The 12,097-nt window shown below is 64.5% G+C and carries 14 protein-coding genes; 5 read left to right on the top strand and 9 right to left on the bottom strand.

Annotated elements, in window-relative coordinates; genetic code table 11:
* The first annotated feature begins 385 nt into the window (after positions 1-385).
* On the top strand, positions 386-1,420 hold the full coding sequence (locus AUL36_RS18335) for a LysR family transcriptional regulator (protein WP_062223010.1): 1,035 nt from the start codon (positions 386-388) through the stop codon (positions 1,418-1,420).
* Here AUL36_RS18335 and AUL36_RS18330 read toward each other — a convergent pair.
* Positions 1,401-1,664: a hypothetical protein gene (locus tag AUL36_RS18330; RefSeq protein WP_062223008.1), complete on the bottom strand. Its 264-nt coding sequence runs from the start codon at positions 1,662-1,664 to the stop codon at positions 1,401-1,403. The two genes, AUL36_RS18335 and AUL36_RS18330, sit on opposite strands and share 20 nt — an antisense overlap.
* On the bottom strand, positions 1,661-2,233 hold the full coding sequence (locus AUL36_RS18325; RefSeq protein WP_244493532.1) for a hypothetical protein: 573 nt from the start codon (positions 2,231-2,233) through the stop codon (positions 1,661-1,663). The genes AUL36_RS18330 and AUL36_RS18325 overlap by 4 nt, the downstream gene beginning before the upstream one ends.
* 67 nt (positions 2,234-2,300) lie before the next feature.
* Here AUL36_RS18325 and AUL36_RS18320 point away from each other — a divergent pair, with 67 nt between their 5' ends.
* Positions 2,301-2,534, top strand: coding sequence for a hypothetical protein (locus AUL36_RS18320; RefSeq protein ID WP_062223006.1), 234 nt, complete (start codon positions 2,301-2,303; stop codon positions 2,532-2,534).
* 18 nt (positions 2,535-2,552) lie between these two features.
* Here the strand turns inward: AUL36_RS18320 and AUL36_RS18315 are convergent, their stop codons facing one another.
* The 5 genes from AUL36_RS18315 to AUL36_RS18295 all read right to left on the bottom strand — a co-directional run bounded on the left by AUL36_RS18315 (position 2,553) and on the right by AUL36_RS18295 (position 7,985).
* The gene (locus AUL36_RS18315; protein WP_062223004.1) at positions 2,553-3,143 is read right to left on the bottom strand and encodes a DUF1007 family protein; all 591 of its coding nucleotides are present in this window, start codon (positions 3,141-3,143) and stop codon (positions 2,553-2,555) included.
* Positions 3,140-3,850, bottom strand: a complete 711-nt coding sequence (locus AUL36_RS18310; RefSeq protein WP_156418454.1) for a hypothetical protein — start codon at positions 3,848-3,850, stop codon at positions 3,140-3,142. The genes AUL36_RS18315 and AUL36_RS18310 overlap by 4 nt, the downstream gene beginning before the upstream one ends.
* An 82-nt stretch (positions 3,851-3,932) precedes the next feature.
* A complete protein-coding gene (locus AUL36_RS18305) occupies positions 3,933-4,532 on the bottom strand; it encodes a HupE/UreJ family protein (RefSeq protein ID WP_058600557.1) in 600 nt (199 codons plus the stop codon).
* An 835-nt stretch (positions 4,533-5,367) separates the two neighbouring features.
* Positions 5,368-7,269 carry a putative bifunctional diguanylate cyclase/phosphodiesterase gene (locus tag AUL36_RS18300; RefSeq protein ID WP_062223000.1) on the bottom strand — a complete coding sequence of 634 codons (1,902 nt, stop codon included), beginning with the start codon at positions 7,267-7,269 and terminating at the stop codon, positions 5,368-5,370.
* Entirely contained in the window at positions 7,266-7,985 is a 720-nt protein-coding gene (locus AUL36_RS18295) for a molybdopterin-dependent oxidoreductase (protein WP_156418453.1), read from the bottom strand. Before AUL36_RS18295 ends, AUL36_RS18300 begins: the two co-directional genes overlap by 4 nt.
* A 304-nt stretch (positions 7,986-8,289) precedes the next feature.
* Between AUL36_RS18295 and rnhA the strand changes: the two genes are divergently transcribed.
* A complete protein-coding gene (rnhA, locus tag AUL36_RS18290; RefSeq protein ID WP_082655925.1) occupies positions 8,290-8,889 on the top strand; it encodes a ribonuclease HI in 600 nt (199 codons plus the stop codon).
* 371 nt (positions 8,890-9,260) lie between these two features.
* Complete coding sequence (locus tag AUL36_RS23390; protein WP_082655924.1) at positions 9,261-9,404, top strand: DUF1127 domain-containing protein; 144 nt, start codon at positions 9,261-9,263, stop codon at positions 9,402-9,404.
* Positions 9,405-9,620: 216 nt separating this feature from the next.
* Here AUL36_RS23390 and AUL36_RS24470 read toward each other — a convergent pair whose 3' ends face one another.
* Together AUL36_RS24470 and AUL36_RS18285 are read right to left on the bottom strand one after the other, a co-directional pair.
* Entirely contained in the window at positions 9,621-9,773 is a 153-nt protein-coding gene (locus tag AUL36_RS24470; protein WP_210168869.1) for a hypothetical protein, read from the bottom strand.
* Between the two features lie 347 nt (positions 9,774-10,120).
* The gene (locus AUL36_RS18285) at positions 10,121-10,588 is read right to left on the bottom strand and encodes a hypothetical protein (protein ID WP_062222998.1); all 468 of its coding nucleotides are present in this window, start codon (positions 10,586-10,588) and stop codon (positions 10,121-10,123) included.
* 81 nt (positions 10,589-10,669) lie between these two features.
* Here AUL36_RS18285 and AUL36_RS18280 point away from each other — a divergent pair, with 81 nt between their 5' ends.
* On the top strand, positions 10,670-11,830 hold the full coding sequence (locus AUL36_RS18280) for a PQQ-dependent sugar dehydrogenase (protein ID WP_062222996.1): 1,161 nt from the start codon (positions 10,670-10,672) through the stop codon (positions 11,828-11,830).
* Positions 11,831-12,097 lie beyond the last annotated feature (267 nt).

Below are 12,097 nucleotides of genomic sequence, written 5' to 3'. Positions count from 1 at the left end.
GATGCCATCGCCAAGGCCGGGCTCTGATCGTCCGAACGTGAGACGTTCGCCTTGGGTGCTCAGGCTTGGGGCGCGTTCCTCCAGCATCACCGTTGGTACGAGCACCCTTGCGTGACCGAATGTCGCGCCGTCCGTGTGCCGTCTCGGATATGATGTTTCTCTAGGTTGTGGATTGACGTGCCCTTTATTCCGCCTCCGTTCCAAGTTCTTCAGGAGGCTGTCATGTTCCAACATCCAGAGGTGTGGATCGCGCTCTAGCCAGCGGCGATCGCCGCCGAATGGTTGCATCCGTATTGCATTGACAAGAGACCTCGCGCTCCCTTAGCCAAATCTCAGGTTATGGCTCGCGGGCGCAGCCCGCCCCGTTCGGGAGGCGGATGACATCTTGACCAAGACGGATGCTCTTCCGTTCGACCATACCAGTTCCGTGGTCGATCGCTCGCCGCTCGATGTGGCCGGTCTCCTGTCGCGTCCGATCTGGAAGGAGCTCCGAACCTTTCTGGCGGTGGCCAAGAGCCGCTCCTTCGCGGAAGCGGCGGCGATGCTCCATACGAGCGGGCCGACCGTCAGCCGCGAGGTGAAGCGGCTGGAAGAGCAACTCGGCACGCAGCTTGTGGTCTCCAGCCACTCCGGCGTCACGCTGACCGAGGCCGGGCGGGCCCTCGCGCTGCAACTGGCCGACCTCGACTTCCAGCTCCACACCTTGTCTTCGAACCTGAGGCGGGACCGGGCCGATGTCGCCGGCACGGTGGCCATCAGCGTCACATCGGGTCTGTCGGTGGCCTTCGTCGCGCCGGCGGTGCAGCGCCTCAACGCGCGCTTTCCTCATATCGCGGTCGATCTGAAGGATCAGATGTCCTTTGTGGATTTTGGCAAGAACCAGGCCGAGATCATGCTGTCCATGGCGCCGCTTCAGCGCGCCGATGTGACCTCGCAGCAAATCGGGACGCTCCATCTCATTCCCGTGGCGCATCGGCGCTACATCGAGACGCATGGGGTGCCGACGCTGGGGCGCTTGGGGCAGCACCGCTTTCTACAATGCAGCTACTACACCGCGACGGGCGAGATCTGGGATCGCTGGCGCGACCTCGTGGCGAGCGGTCTGCCGGCCCATAGCGCGGCCAATTCGCTCGCCTATTACTCCTTCGCCAAGAGCGGGGCCGGTGTGGCGCTGCTCGGGAACTACGTTCTGATCGACCCGGATTTCGTGCCGGTCGAACTGAACGTCCATGTTCCGATCCCGCTCCATCTCGTCGCGCTGACGGATCGCCTGCGCGCCAAGCCGGTGCGGGCCGTGTTCGACTGGCTGGTGGAGATTTTCGCGGACAATCCGATGTTTGCCGCCGATCTCCTGCTCAAGCCCACGCACTCGGCCCCCGAGAACGATTTTCGCGCCTTCTTCAATTTGAACCGAAGCTAGAGCGATAGGCGTCCTGGAGGCCGAGCGTGCGGCGGTTTACCTCGTCGGCGATGTCGAGATAGGCATTGCCGATATCTTCCAGAAACGTGCTGAAATCGGGCGGCAGGGCGCTGGGATCGGCCAGCAGCCGTGCCACCATTTCCGTGTGGATGCGAAGGCGGTTGACGATCTCCACCTGCGCCTGCGCGATGGAAATGTCGGCGTCGAACACGCTCAAGGCGTCGTTGCGGGGTAGGGCGCTCATTCGAAGTCGCTCGGTCGGTCCCATTCGCCTTCGACGCGCAGGAGAACCTGGCTCGGCGATGTCAGGTTGATCGGCTCGGCATGGGGTGTCAGCGTTCCGACCACCGTCAGGTAAGGCTCGTCGTGACCCAAGATATAAGCGGGCTCTTCGTCCAGGATCTGAAAGCCGAACAGCTTGGTCCAGAGCTTGGTGAGGCGCGGTTCGGACTGGGTCGTCACCTGCGTGTAGCCTTTGCGGGCGACATGCTCGAACGTGTCCTGGATGCAGCGCTTGATGATGAAGGGATTGCGCGCCTTTTCGCGGAAGCAGGTCCGCTCGTATTTGGCAAAGCCCGCGAACCAGCGGATGCGCAACGCGCCGATCGGCTCGTCGCCATCGTAAAACACGAAATGGGTCGCCTGATGATCGTTGCCGTCGAAGATGAATTTCGGGGGGATGCCCAGCTCATGGACGAAGCAGATGCTTCTCAGAATGGTCACATCCCGCATATGGTCGGCTGTGGTGGCGATCACCGTGCGCAGGCTGTTGCTGCCTTGACGCGTCGGCTTGCCGGAAGAGGAAACGGACATGATCTCGTCCCGTTCATTGCGTTAGATCCATGGTGCCAGTGACCAGCGGGCTCGCAGAAGCATCAAGATGTTGACGGGCCTTTCAGATTTGAACGACTCCGGCGATCTGGAACGGCGCTATGTCGAACTGGCGGTGGAGGGCGTCGGCCTGTTCGGCGACGATCCCGCCCGCGTGCGCCGCCATATCGAGGGGCAACTGGCGCAATGGAGCGAGGGCGACCGCTTTCGCCTGCGCCAGCTCCTGGCGCTGAAGGCGGGCCTGCCGCCTTCCGGCAGCGCAGACGCGCGCACGCTCAGCTGACGCCCACCACCGAAGGCGTCAGGGGCAAACGATGCTCGCCTCCTTCGGAATCACCAGCCCGTCGAAATAGGCGTCCTCCGGCTTGCTTGTGATCACGGCGCGGCACGCGCCGGGCTCGATGCCTTTGAGGACCACGGCCTCATGGGCCGCCAGGCTCGCGCCCACCGCATAGTCGGGGTCCTTAATCTGGAGCGCGAGCTTGTGGCTCTGCGGCGCCACGGGCGCGGCAAGACGCAGACCGAAGGAAAAGGTGACGATGCCGCCCTGCGCGGCGGCCTTGAAGCCGAAGGGCTCGGGAACGGGCAGCGGCGCGCCGTCGAGGGTCAGGAAGGTGAAATAGTGGATTTCGCCCAGCCGCGCGAAGGTCTCGTTGCCGATCGCCGTGCTTTCGGCCTCGTTGAAGCTGCCGTCGTGATCCTCGTCGTAATCGGCCAGAAGCTGGGCGCTGAAGGTCTCGTCGAAGGTCCAGCTTTCGCCGATGCCGGTGATCTCGCCGCCTTCGAAATTGAAGAGCAGATGGCATTCCATCAGGATATCGGGATGGGCGAGCGCCGGTGCGGATGCGAGAGCCAGAAGCGCCGCCAGCGGCCAGACCGCGCGCCGCCTCATGGCGCCGACCCCGCGCCGAAGGGGCGGGACATCGGGACAGAGGGCGGAAACAACTCGTCGCCCGCCGCCCCTGCAAAGGGGTTGGCGCGCGGCACGGAGGGCTGCGCGGGCATCGGAGGCAACAGCAGGGGAGCCTCTGTCCGGCGCGGCACGAGCGAGGCCGCTCCATGCAGAAGGCCTATCGCCAGAAGCCAGCTTCCCAGAATGGGCGCGCCGATCGGCGTCCAGCGCGGCGGAAAGGCGCGAAGCGTCAGGGCGACGGCCAGAAGCGGCCAGAGCGCGGCGGCAAAGCCGAGCGGCGCGATGCGCGGATCATGCAGGGTCGGGTCGGTCAAGCGCATGGCCACCATATGAAGCAGCCCGGCGAGGGCGGCGAAGGGCGGTGCCAGAACCGCCCGAAGCCGGCGCGGCGCAAGCAGAAGGAGCCCGGCCGCCAGCGTCGCCAGCGGTCCGGTCAGGAACAGGTGCTCCGAGGCATGGGGAACGCGCGCCACCAGCGAGAGGTAGAGGCTTTGCGCATTCCAGCCGATGGCCGATCCGGCACAGAACGCGGCGAGCGAGAAGGCGAAGGACAGGCGCGGCACCAGCGCCAGCGCCGCTCCCAATCCGACCAGCGGCAGAATCCGCTCGAAGGACAGAACGGACACCAGCATCCAGCGCGTCAGCGTATCGCCCAGCCCGGCTCTGCCCAGAAGCAGAAGCGCCACGGCCAAGCCGCCGGCGGCGATCAGCCCCGGACCCGCCCAGCGCAGAGCCCGGCGAAATCGAGCACTAGGTTTTCCCGTGCCCTCAGGCGGCAAGGAAATAGCCGCCGCCCAGCGTGATCATGATCCCGAGCGCGCGGGCGACACGGCCGTGAAACGGGCGCTCCAGGGCAAGGCCGGCTCCGATGCCCAAGAGATGGATCATGCCCGTCGCGAGCACGAAGCCGATCGCATAATCGGCGGGATCGGCCGCATTGGGCAGTTCGGCGCCATGCGCATAGCCATGGCACACGGCAAAGACCGAGATCAGCGCCAGCGCCACCCATTCCGCCGGCTTCCACGAGCAGGCGACGGCCAAGCCCAGCGCCACCAGCGACAGCGCGATGCCGATTTCGATGCCCGGCAGCGCGATGCCCGCAATGCCGACCATGCCACCCAGAACCATGATGAGCGGGAAGGTTACGGGCAGCGTCCAGACCGAGCGCCCGCCCATCTGCGCGCCCCAAAGGCCGACCGCGAACATGGCGAGGAAATGGTCCGCGCCGGTCAGCGGATGCTCGAAGCCGCTACCGAAACCGCCCGCCTGTCCCTGAAGGATATGAGCTTCGGCCGTGCCGGGCAGAAGCAGCGCGCAGGCAGCCAGAAGAAGTGGGGCGAGTGCGGGGGCGTAGGGGCGAAGACGCATGGGGTCTCACAAGGCAAGGGCGCGGGAGGCTTCGCGCCAGGACGGATCGGATCGTGCGGAGCCTATCACAAAGGCGAGAGGCTTCCGTGATCTCGATTCCGCCCGAACATGGCGGAAACGGGACGAAGCGCGCAAGAGGCTACGAGAACGTGCCGGTCAACGCGCCGAAGGGAAGCGATCTCGCTTCGACGTCTTGCAGCGCCGTGGATGCTGGCGCCTCACGGCGCGGGCGGACACGGCAGGCCGGTGGATCGAATTTGCCCTTGGTGCAGCCGATCTTGCCGGACCGAGCGCGGAGGGGCGCGTTTTCGACTCAAGGCGAGTGGAAAGAGCGGCCCTGTCCGAGCGTATGTGGGGGCTTTGGGGGAGCTTGTCGAACGGGAGGCGCAGCCTGTGCTTGCCTCTCGTGCGACTGCGCGTCTCGATGCCAAGCGTGGTTTCCGGCTCGCCTCGAACGCTTGCGCGGCTCCAATTCACGCCTCGCGAATACTGGAGGGACTCCGCCAGGGCATCGTCGCCGCGCGCTGAACAGGAAAGGTTCTTCGCCGCCGAGCCGACCCCCTCTTCGCCCGACCTATCGGGCGGATCGGATCGACTGGATTGAGATGCTGTTTCGGAAGGCCCCGGCGGAGGTTGGTCGAGGGATTGCTGTCAGTCCTGGCGGAGCGAAGCGCAGTCGATGCAAAGGTCGGCATCCGCGAGAATTCGCGACGGTTCGAAGGACAGGCGAGGCCCGTGGCCCGCCCGTTGGCCGCCGAGAAGACCCGGCGAGCCGACCCAGCAAGGTTTGTGCTGGGCACTCGCACGGCGCTTTCCGTGCCCTGTATCGAGGCGGTCAGGCGCTGAGCGGCAGTGCGAACACGTGTTCCGATCCCAGCCTTTGTTCGCTGTCATTGGCCGACAAGGGGCGCGCGAAGAGGTAGCCCTGGCCATACTGGCAGGAAGCGGCCTGGAGAAGCCGGCGCTGGTCCTCCATTTCGATTCCCTCGGCCACGATGTTCAGGCCCAACTTTTCGGCCAACGCGCAGACCATGTGAATCACCGTGATGCTTTCGGTGTTCTGCACGGCGTTGCGTACGAAGGAGCGGTCGATCTTCAGCTTGTCGAAGGGGAAGCGACAGAGATAACTCAGCGAAGCGTATCCGGTGCCGAAATCGTCGAGCGAGATGCGGCAACCGTTCTCCCGCAAGGTGTGGAGCGTGCGCACGGCGGTCTCGTCATTCTCGATCAGCGCCGTTTCGGTGATTTCGATTTCCAGCCGCTGGGCGGTGATCCCGTGCGAGCGGATGCAGGAGGAGATGTCCTCGGCCAGGCGCGGGTCCGTCAGCTGCTTGGCCGAGACGTTGACGGCTACGAAGATCGATTCGGGCCAGCGCGCCGCTTGCCGGCAGGCGGCCTCCACCACCCAGCGCCCGATCGCGCCGATCTGGCCGGACTCTTCCGCGATCGAGATGAATTCCAGCGGCGGGATGAGACCGAGCTCGGGGTGTTGCCAGCGAAGCAGGGCCTCGAAGCCGCGCGTGCGCCCCGTCGCGAGATCGACGATGGGCTGGAACAGGAGAAAGAACTCGTCGCGTGCGATCGCCTCGCCGAGGTCGGCTTGCAGCTTCTGGCGGCGCATCAGGGCGTGCTTCATGTCGGGACGGAACGCGCGGAAGCGGCCTCGCCCCTCCGTCTTGGAAATGTAGAGGGCGATGTCGGCATTCTTGTAGAGCTCGTCGCTCGTCTCACCCTCGCCGCCCGAATGGCTGAGACCCATCGTGACGCTGGAATGGATTTCGCGCCCGTCGATCAGGAAGGGGATGCGCATGATCGAGAGAATGCGTTCGCAGGCCGCCGTACTGCGGCGGTCCGCGTCCGGGCCGCTGTAGAGAATGGCGAATTCGTCCCCGCCCATGCGCGCGACGAGGCGCCCGTCCGGCGCGGCCCGCTGCAGGCGGCGGGACAGATCGCTGAGGAACAAGTCGCCCGCATCATGGCCGAGCGTGTCGTTCAGCGCCTTGAAGTGATCGACGTCGATGACAATCACCGAATGAGTCTGGCCGCGGATCGCGGGCGAAGTGATGACCGACTTGAAATCGAGGCGGTTGGAAAGACCCGTCAGCGCATCGGTGCGCACGGCCTCGTCGAGCTTTCCGTTCTGCCGGAAGACGAGGGTGATCAGGATGGCACCGAAGGCCACGAGCGCCAGGATGATCGAGTACAGGATGGCGGAGATCAGCTTCAGTTCCTGCTGGTTCTGCAGGATGACATCGCCGGTTCTGGCGTGGGACACGGAGACCAGTCGCATGAGCGAAGGGACGATGGGCGTCAGACGCTGGCCTTGCTGCGCGAGGACGGCGATGTCGCGCGACCCCGCCAAGGTCTCGCCGATTTCGCGAATCTGGCTCTCCAGATTTTCGACCATCGGCAAATAGCCGGCTTCCTTGAGGATGGGGTTGCTTTTCAGAACCTTCAGCCGGTTGTTGAAGATGCCGTAGCGCAGGTTGATCTCGCTGATCTGGTTCGGCTGGGGGCGTCGCTCCAGCGCCAGTTGCAGCCGCAAAAGCTCAACGGCGCCTTGGCTGAAATCGAACGTCCCGTTGTAACGGGACGCTTCCACGATCCGCTCCTGGTATCGCATGGCCAGGGCCGAGCAGACGACGGCCACGAGCGCGAGCGCGCCCGTGATCATCGTCAGCCCGATGCGGACATGGCGATGGCGCAGCGGAAGATGGGATTGAGCCCGCACGCTCATGGATCGACTTCGATACGATCGAGCTGCCAGACGGCACGGCTGTAATAGGCCTGATGCTTCAGCTCGGGGCGGTCATCGAACGGAAACAGGACGAAGATCGGCCCCTTGTCGCTGATCGGCATGGGCTGGCCCTCATGGCGCGTCGCCAGAACCGCGCCGGCGTCGATCATTTCCTGAATCGGTGCGCTCACGAGATAGTCGTTGAGCGCCGTCATTTGCAGGGTGGTGCCCGTGGCCCCCACCGCGCTCAGGATGTCCTTCAACGGAACGCCCGAGAATTCGCGCACGCCATCATACCAAGGGAGGCCGGTTCGAATGCTCGTCTGAGGCATGGCATCCAACGCCGCGAGACTGAACTCGGTGGTCTTCCCGTTGGCGGAGACCTTCAGGATGGTGTCGTCTTCGGCATGGGCCGGGGCGACGACGCCCGGGGACGGAGCGGTGGCCAAGCATGTCCATGCCATTGCGGCAAGGGCGCAGATGGCGGTGCGGCGTGACAGCATGTCTGGCATCCTCGTTGATGCGTCCTTGAAGTAGATTGAAATTCTGATTTTTTGGTTACAGGCTCCATTGAACCTTTCTTGACTTTTTATTTGGAAGGCAGGCTGATCGATGGCCTTGATCAATACAGATGGGTCGGGCTGTGATCTTGAACCATCGCCGGGCCATGTTTCGAGCTTGAGAACTTGGCCGCCCGCCCTATACGGCTTGGTCATTCTTGGAAAACGCCCGTTTTATCTGGTGCGGGCATGTTCACGCGAAATCGGGCCCCTCAGGCAAGCATCCTCGCGCGATGGTTCGACAGCGAAACCTTGCAAACAGGCAAGTGGGTGCGAACAGGAGGATGGGGAGGATGCCGAGCGCGCTGCCCGACACCCTCAAGGCGGATGCCGCAGGGTCCTCATAGGCTCCGACCAATACAGCCTGATGACAGGCTCCGCCCCAAATTGCCCTCGGCTTTCACGGGACATGATCCAAGTGAGAGCCGTTCCTGCTTGACCGTGCCAGGGCGGCGACGCCATGAAGGCGAAGCGCCCTCCGATCGAGCCCCATGAGGCTGCCTATCGGAGGCGCTTCGGCGAACAGGCCGGTGGCAGGAAGGAAACCGCGCTGACCCATATCGCCCCCTCCGATGCGCCGCGCGCGGTGATTCACACCGATGGGTCCTGCGCGGGCAATCCCGGCCCGGGAGGTTGGGCCGCCGTGATCCGCTTCGCGGGCGGGGACGCGGAACGGGAGCCGATCGTCCTGACGGGCGGCGTGGCCCATTCCACCAACAACCGCATGGAACTGACGGCGGCCATCGAGGCGCTCAAGGCGCTTCCTTCGGGAGGTGCCACTCTTTTCACCGACAGTCAGTATCTGGTGCGGGGCATGACCGAATGGCTGCGCCCCTGGAAATCCCACGGCTGGAAGAACGCCGCCGGAGCCAAGGTCCGAAACCGCGATCTCTGGAAGGAACTCGACCTGTTGACCACAGGTCGCGACATCGCCTGGGTCTGGATCAAGGGCCACTACGGACATGCCGGAAACGAGGAGGTGGACCGGCTGGCGGGCGAAGCGGCCCGCCGGGCCTTGGCTCTGTCCGCCAAGCCTCCGCGCCGCATCAAGACGCGCTGACGGGAGGATCGCCAGCGCTGCGATCAGCGCGACATCGCAGCTCCGACAGGCGAGGCAGCGTCAGGTTCCGTCGAACGAAGGGAAGCGCCCTTTCGAGAGCGCGTTCGCCGGCAGGGCTATGCACGCCCCGGTGAGGCGGCTGGCCTGATGACCGATCGCGCGATATTCGCCTTTGTTTCGGAACGGCCTGCGTTCGCTATGCGAAATCTGCATATCACCGTAGCATCGGTTCGATAGCGAAGAAGCGCAACCCTCCCTTTCGAGCTTTGCGTTACTGCCCAGTCAGCGGGAGGCGTAGGTTCTCTCCATCGGAAGAACACGCACATGCCGGCCACCACCGATGAGAGGCCGGGCACAAAAGGCAAGACACCATGTCCCTCGCTCGCTCCTTCAGCACCTGGCGCCAGTATCGCAACACGGCCGCCGAACTGAACCGTCTCTCGCAGCGCGAACTCTCGGACCTCGGCATTACCCGCGCCGACATCCCGGCCATCGCCCGTCAGGCGGTCCGCTAAGAGTTTCCCCCTTTCGCTTCAGCTGGTACTCCCCCATCTGAAGCGAACCGGCCGAGAGGTTCCTCCCACCCTTCGGCTTCTCTCAACGCCCTTGCCGGTCCTCCCCCGGCAGGGGCGTTTTTCGTTTGTTCCGATGGAAGACACATCGCGCGGTCCTTTCCCCACGCGGTGCCGTGGCCGAAGCTGCCGCCGGAAGTGAGCCGTGCGCGCATAAACTCAAAAACCGCCGTAAGCCCGCAGCAGGCGATAAGCACCCAGCGCCATCGCGAAGGTCGCAAATCCGCCACCCAGCATCATCAGGACCGGGATCGGCGAAAACACGCCATCGCTCCGCTCACTCTTCGCCGCATCGTCGTCACTCTCTGTCATGAGGGGACTACGAGACGGAGGCGGGGGAGTTCCCAATCGACCCTCGACCAGACGGCTTCATGCGAACACCTCGATCCCAAATCGAGGCGTAACGCTCTGCATCAACCATTCGGTGAGCTGCAGGGCGGAGAAGGGAGGCACAACCGGAGCGTTCTTCGAGGCGGGATTCGCTGTTCACAGGCCCTATACAGGGGCCGCCAGACATCGACCAGAATGCTGAACGAGGCAGCGGTTTCCGACTGCCATTGTTTCCAAAGCCCGGCGCTCCCATTCCCTCAGGCAGCAAGCAGAGAAGACGAGACTTGGGACAGGCAAGGCTCGGATAGGCTCATTCCCCAGCCTTCGTGTCAGGTTCGCGCAGCGGCATGTTCGGCGTGGCGCTTCGTCAGGAACGCGAACATGGCTCCGCCGATCAGGCCTGTCGATGACAGCGTCAAGAGGCCGTCAAGCGTACGAGCTGCGGCGACGAAGGTGGGCATCGGCGTGAAGAAGCCCATCAGCTCGAATGCCGTCCAGAGGGATGCGGCCCCCGCCAGCATGTGGATCGGGACCCTTGCAGGCGGAAGGACGCGGGACACCAGCCAAGCGGCAAGAAATGCCGGCAGGAAGGCGGCGGCCGTGATGGCCGCCATCACGGGTCCGAAGAAGGCGATGTCCTGTGCCGTCGTGAGCGCCCCTATCCCAGGTGATACGGGTGCCCCGAAGTCGATCAGCCGCGACAGGTTGATCTGGGTCTGGACGATGCTCGCCGGGATCGCGCTCGCCAGCACCGCCAGAAACAACGCGATCGCCAAACGGCCGACTATTCGGATCATCGTTCACCATTCCTTGTGCCGCGGCGCCGCCAGCCGTTCCGCGCCTATGTTGGCCGTCTACATGGAGGCGAGGCGGTAGGAATGAACCCGAACATTGACGTGAACTCAGAAGCCCGCCTTTCTCGCGGTCCGCTCGCGCTTGTTTGCGCCGCTCTGATCTTCGGTCCGATATGGCCCGCATGGGCCGAGCCGCCGCGCGTCGATCCGAGCCTTTACCGCGTCGTCACCGAGATCGAAGGACTGGAGCGGCCTTGGTCGCTCGCCTTTCTGCCCGACGGGCGCCGCCTCATAACGGAAGCGGTGGGGCGCCTGCGCGTCGTCGGCTCGGACGGCACGCTCGATCCGACGCCGGTGGGCGGCCTGCCACCGATCTACGCCGCGGGCCAGGGCGGGCTGATGGACGTGGCGGTGGACCCGGACTTTCCCGAAACGGGACGGATCTTCCTGACATTCCTGCACGGCGACGCCGAGGCCAACAATGTCAGACTGGTCAGCGCCCGTTTGCGGGACGGCACCCTGCAGGACATGCGCGTCCTGTTCACGGCGACGCCCAAGGCGGGCGCGTTCAATCATGGAAGCCGCATCGCTTTCCTGCCTGACGATACGCTGGTGCTTTCGCTGGGCGACGGGTTCGACCGGCGAGAGGACGCACAGAACCCCTCCAACACGTTGGGCAAGATCGTGCGGCTCAACCGCGATGGATCGATCCCGCCAGACAATCCGCTGGTTCACCGACCCGGCACCGCACCGGAGGTTCTCACGCTGGGGCATCGCAACGTGCAAGGGATCGCGCTGGACCCGACGGACGGCTCGCTTCTCATCACCGAGCACGGACCGCGCGGCGGCGACGAGGTGAACCGACTGGTTCCGGGAGGCAACTATGGCTGGCCGCTTGCGTCCGACGGTGTCGACTACAGTTTCGCGCGCGTCACCCCTTTCGCGTCGCTGCCGGGCTTCGAGGCGCCACTCCTGGAATGGACGCCTTCGATCGCCCCCGCCGGACTTGCCGTCTACGAGGGAAGGCTGTTCCCCCATTGGCGCGGTGCTCTTCTCGTGCCGGCCCTGGTCGAGAAGGCCGTGCGTCTCGTGCATCGGCAGGACGGCGGCATCACCGGGCAGGAGCTGCTTCTGGCGGAATTCGGCGAGCGCATGCGCGACGTGAGGGTGGCTCCGGACGGATCGATCCAGGTCCTGACCGATGGAACAGACGGGCGTCTCCTGCGTCTCCTGCCGCCATCGTGACAGAGGTCGCACCGAAGATCGTCGGATCGACGTGCGGGCGTGCATTGCATGAACCGACTCCCATCGTCTTTTTCAGAAAGGGTCGGATGCGCGGAGAACCGGTCACATGAGCGGGTCGGCAGCTCTTTCTGAAGCGGTTGAGGCAGTCAGCAGGAATGATGCTCCGACTGCATTTTCCAAAAAACGTGTTTTCACCCGTCTCGATGGTTGGCGGTTGGTCCGCATCTGGAGCACGATCGCAGCGATCCGCGGTTCGCATCGCGTTTT

Origin of the sequence: Aureimonas sp. D3, from assembly GCF_001463805.1 — a bacterium.
Classification (GTDB): Bacteria; Pseudomonadota; Alphaproteobacteria; order Rhizobiales; family Rhizobiaceae; genus Aureimonas; species Aureimonas ureilytica_A.
This window is presented reverse-complemented; position numbering and strand designations above follow the sequence as displayed.

Excerpts from the sequence above, each read along its gene's own strand:
- AUL36_RS18300 (WP_062223000.1), bottom strand. The coding sequence starts at position 7,269 with ATGAGCGTGCGGGCTCAATCCCATCTTCCGCTGCGCCATCGCCATGTC.
- AUL36_RS18285 (WP_062222998.1), bottom strand. The coding sequence starts at position 10,588 with ATGATCCGAATAGTCGGCCGTTTGGCGATCGCGTTGTTTCTGGCGGTG.
- AUL36_RS18305 (WP_058600557.1), bottom strand. The coding sequence starts at position 4,532 with ATGCGTCTTCGCCCCTACGCCCCCGCACTCGCCCCACTTCTTCTGGCT.
- AUL36_RS18320 (WP_062223006.1), top strand. The coding sequence starts at position 2,301 with ATGTTGACGGGCCTTTCAGATTTGAACGACTCCGGCGATCTGGAACGG.
- AUL36_RS24470 (WP_210168869.1), bottom strand. The coding sequence starts at position 9,773 with ATGACAGAGAGTGACGACGATGCGGCGAAGAGTGAGCGGAGCGATGGC.
- AUL36_RS18295 (WP_156418453.1), bottom strand. The coding sequence starts at position 7,985 with ATGACCAAGCCGTATAGGGCGGGCGGCCAAGTTCTCAAGCTCGAAACA.
- AUL36_RS18280 (WP_062222996.1), top strand. The coding sequence starts at position 10,670 with ATGAACCCGAACATTGACGTGAACTCAGAAGCCCGCCTTTCTCGCGGT.
- rnhA (WP_082655925.1), top strand. The coding sequence starts at position 8,290 with ATGAAGGCGAAGCGCCCTCCGATCGAGCCCCATGAGGCTGCCTATCGG.
- AUL36_RS18315 (WP_062223004.1), bottom strand. The coding sequence starts at position 3,143 with ATGAGGCGGCGCGCGGTCTGGCCGCTGGCGGCGCTTCTGGCTCTCGCA.
- AUL36_RS18325 (WP_244493532.1), bottom strand. The coding sequence starts at position 2,233 with ATGTCCGTTTCCTCTTCCGGCAAGCCGACGCGTCAAGGCAGCAACAGC.
- AUL36_RS23390 (WP_082655924.1), top strand. The coding sequence starts at position 9,261 with ATGTCCCTCGCTCGCTCCTTCAGCACCTGGCGCCAGTATCGCAACACG.
- AUL36_RS18330 (WP_062223008.1), bottom strand. The coding sequence starts at position 1,664 with ATGAGCGCCCTACCCCGCAACGACGCCTTGAGCGTGTTCGACGCCGAC.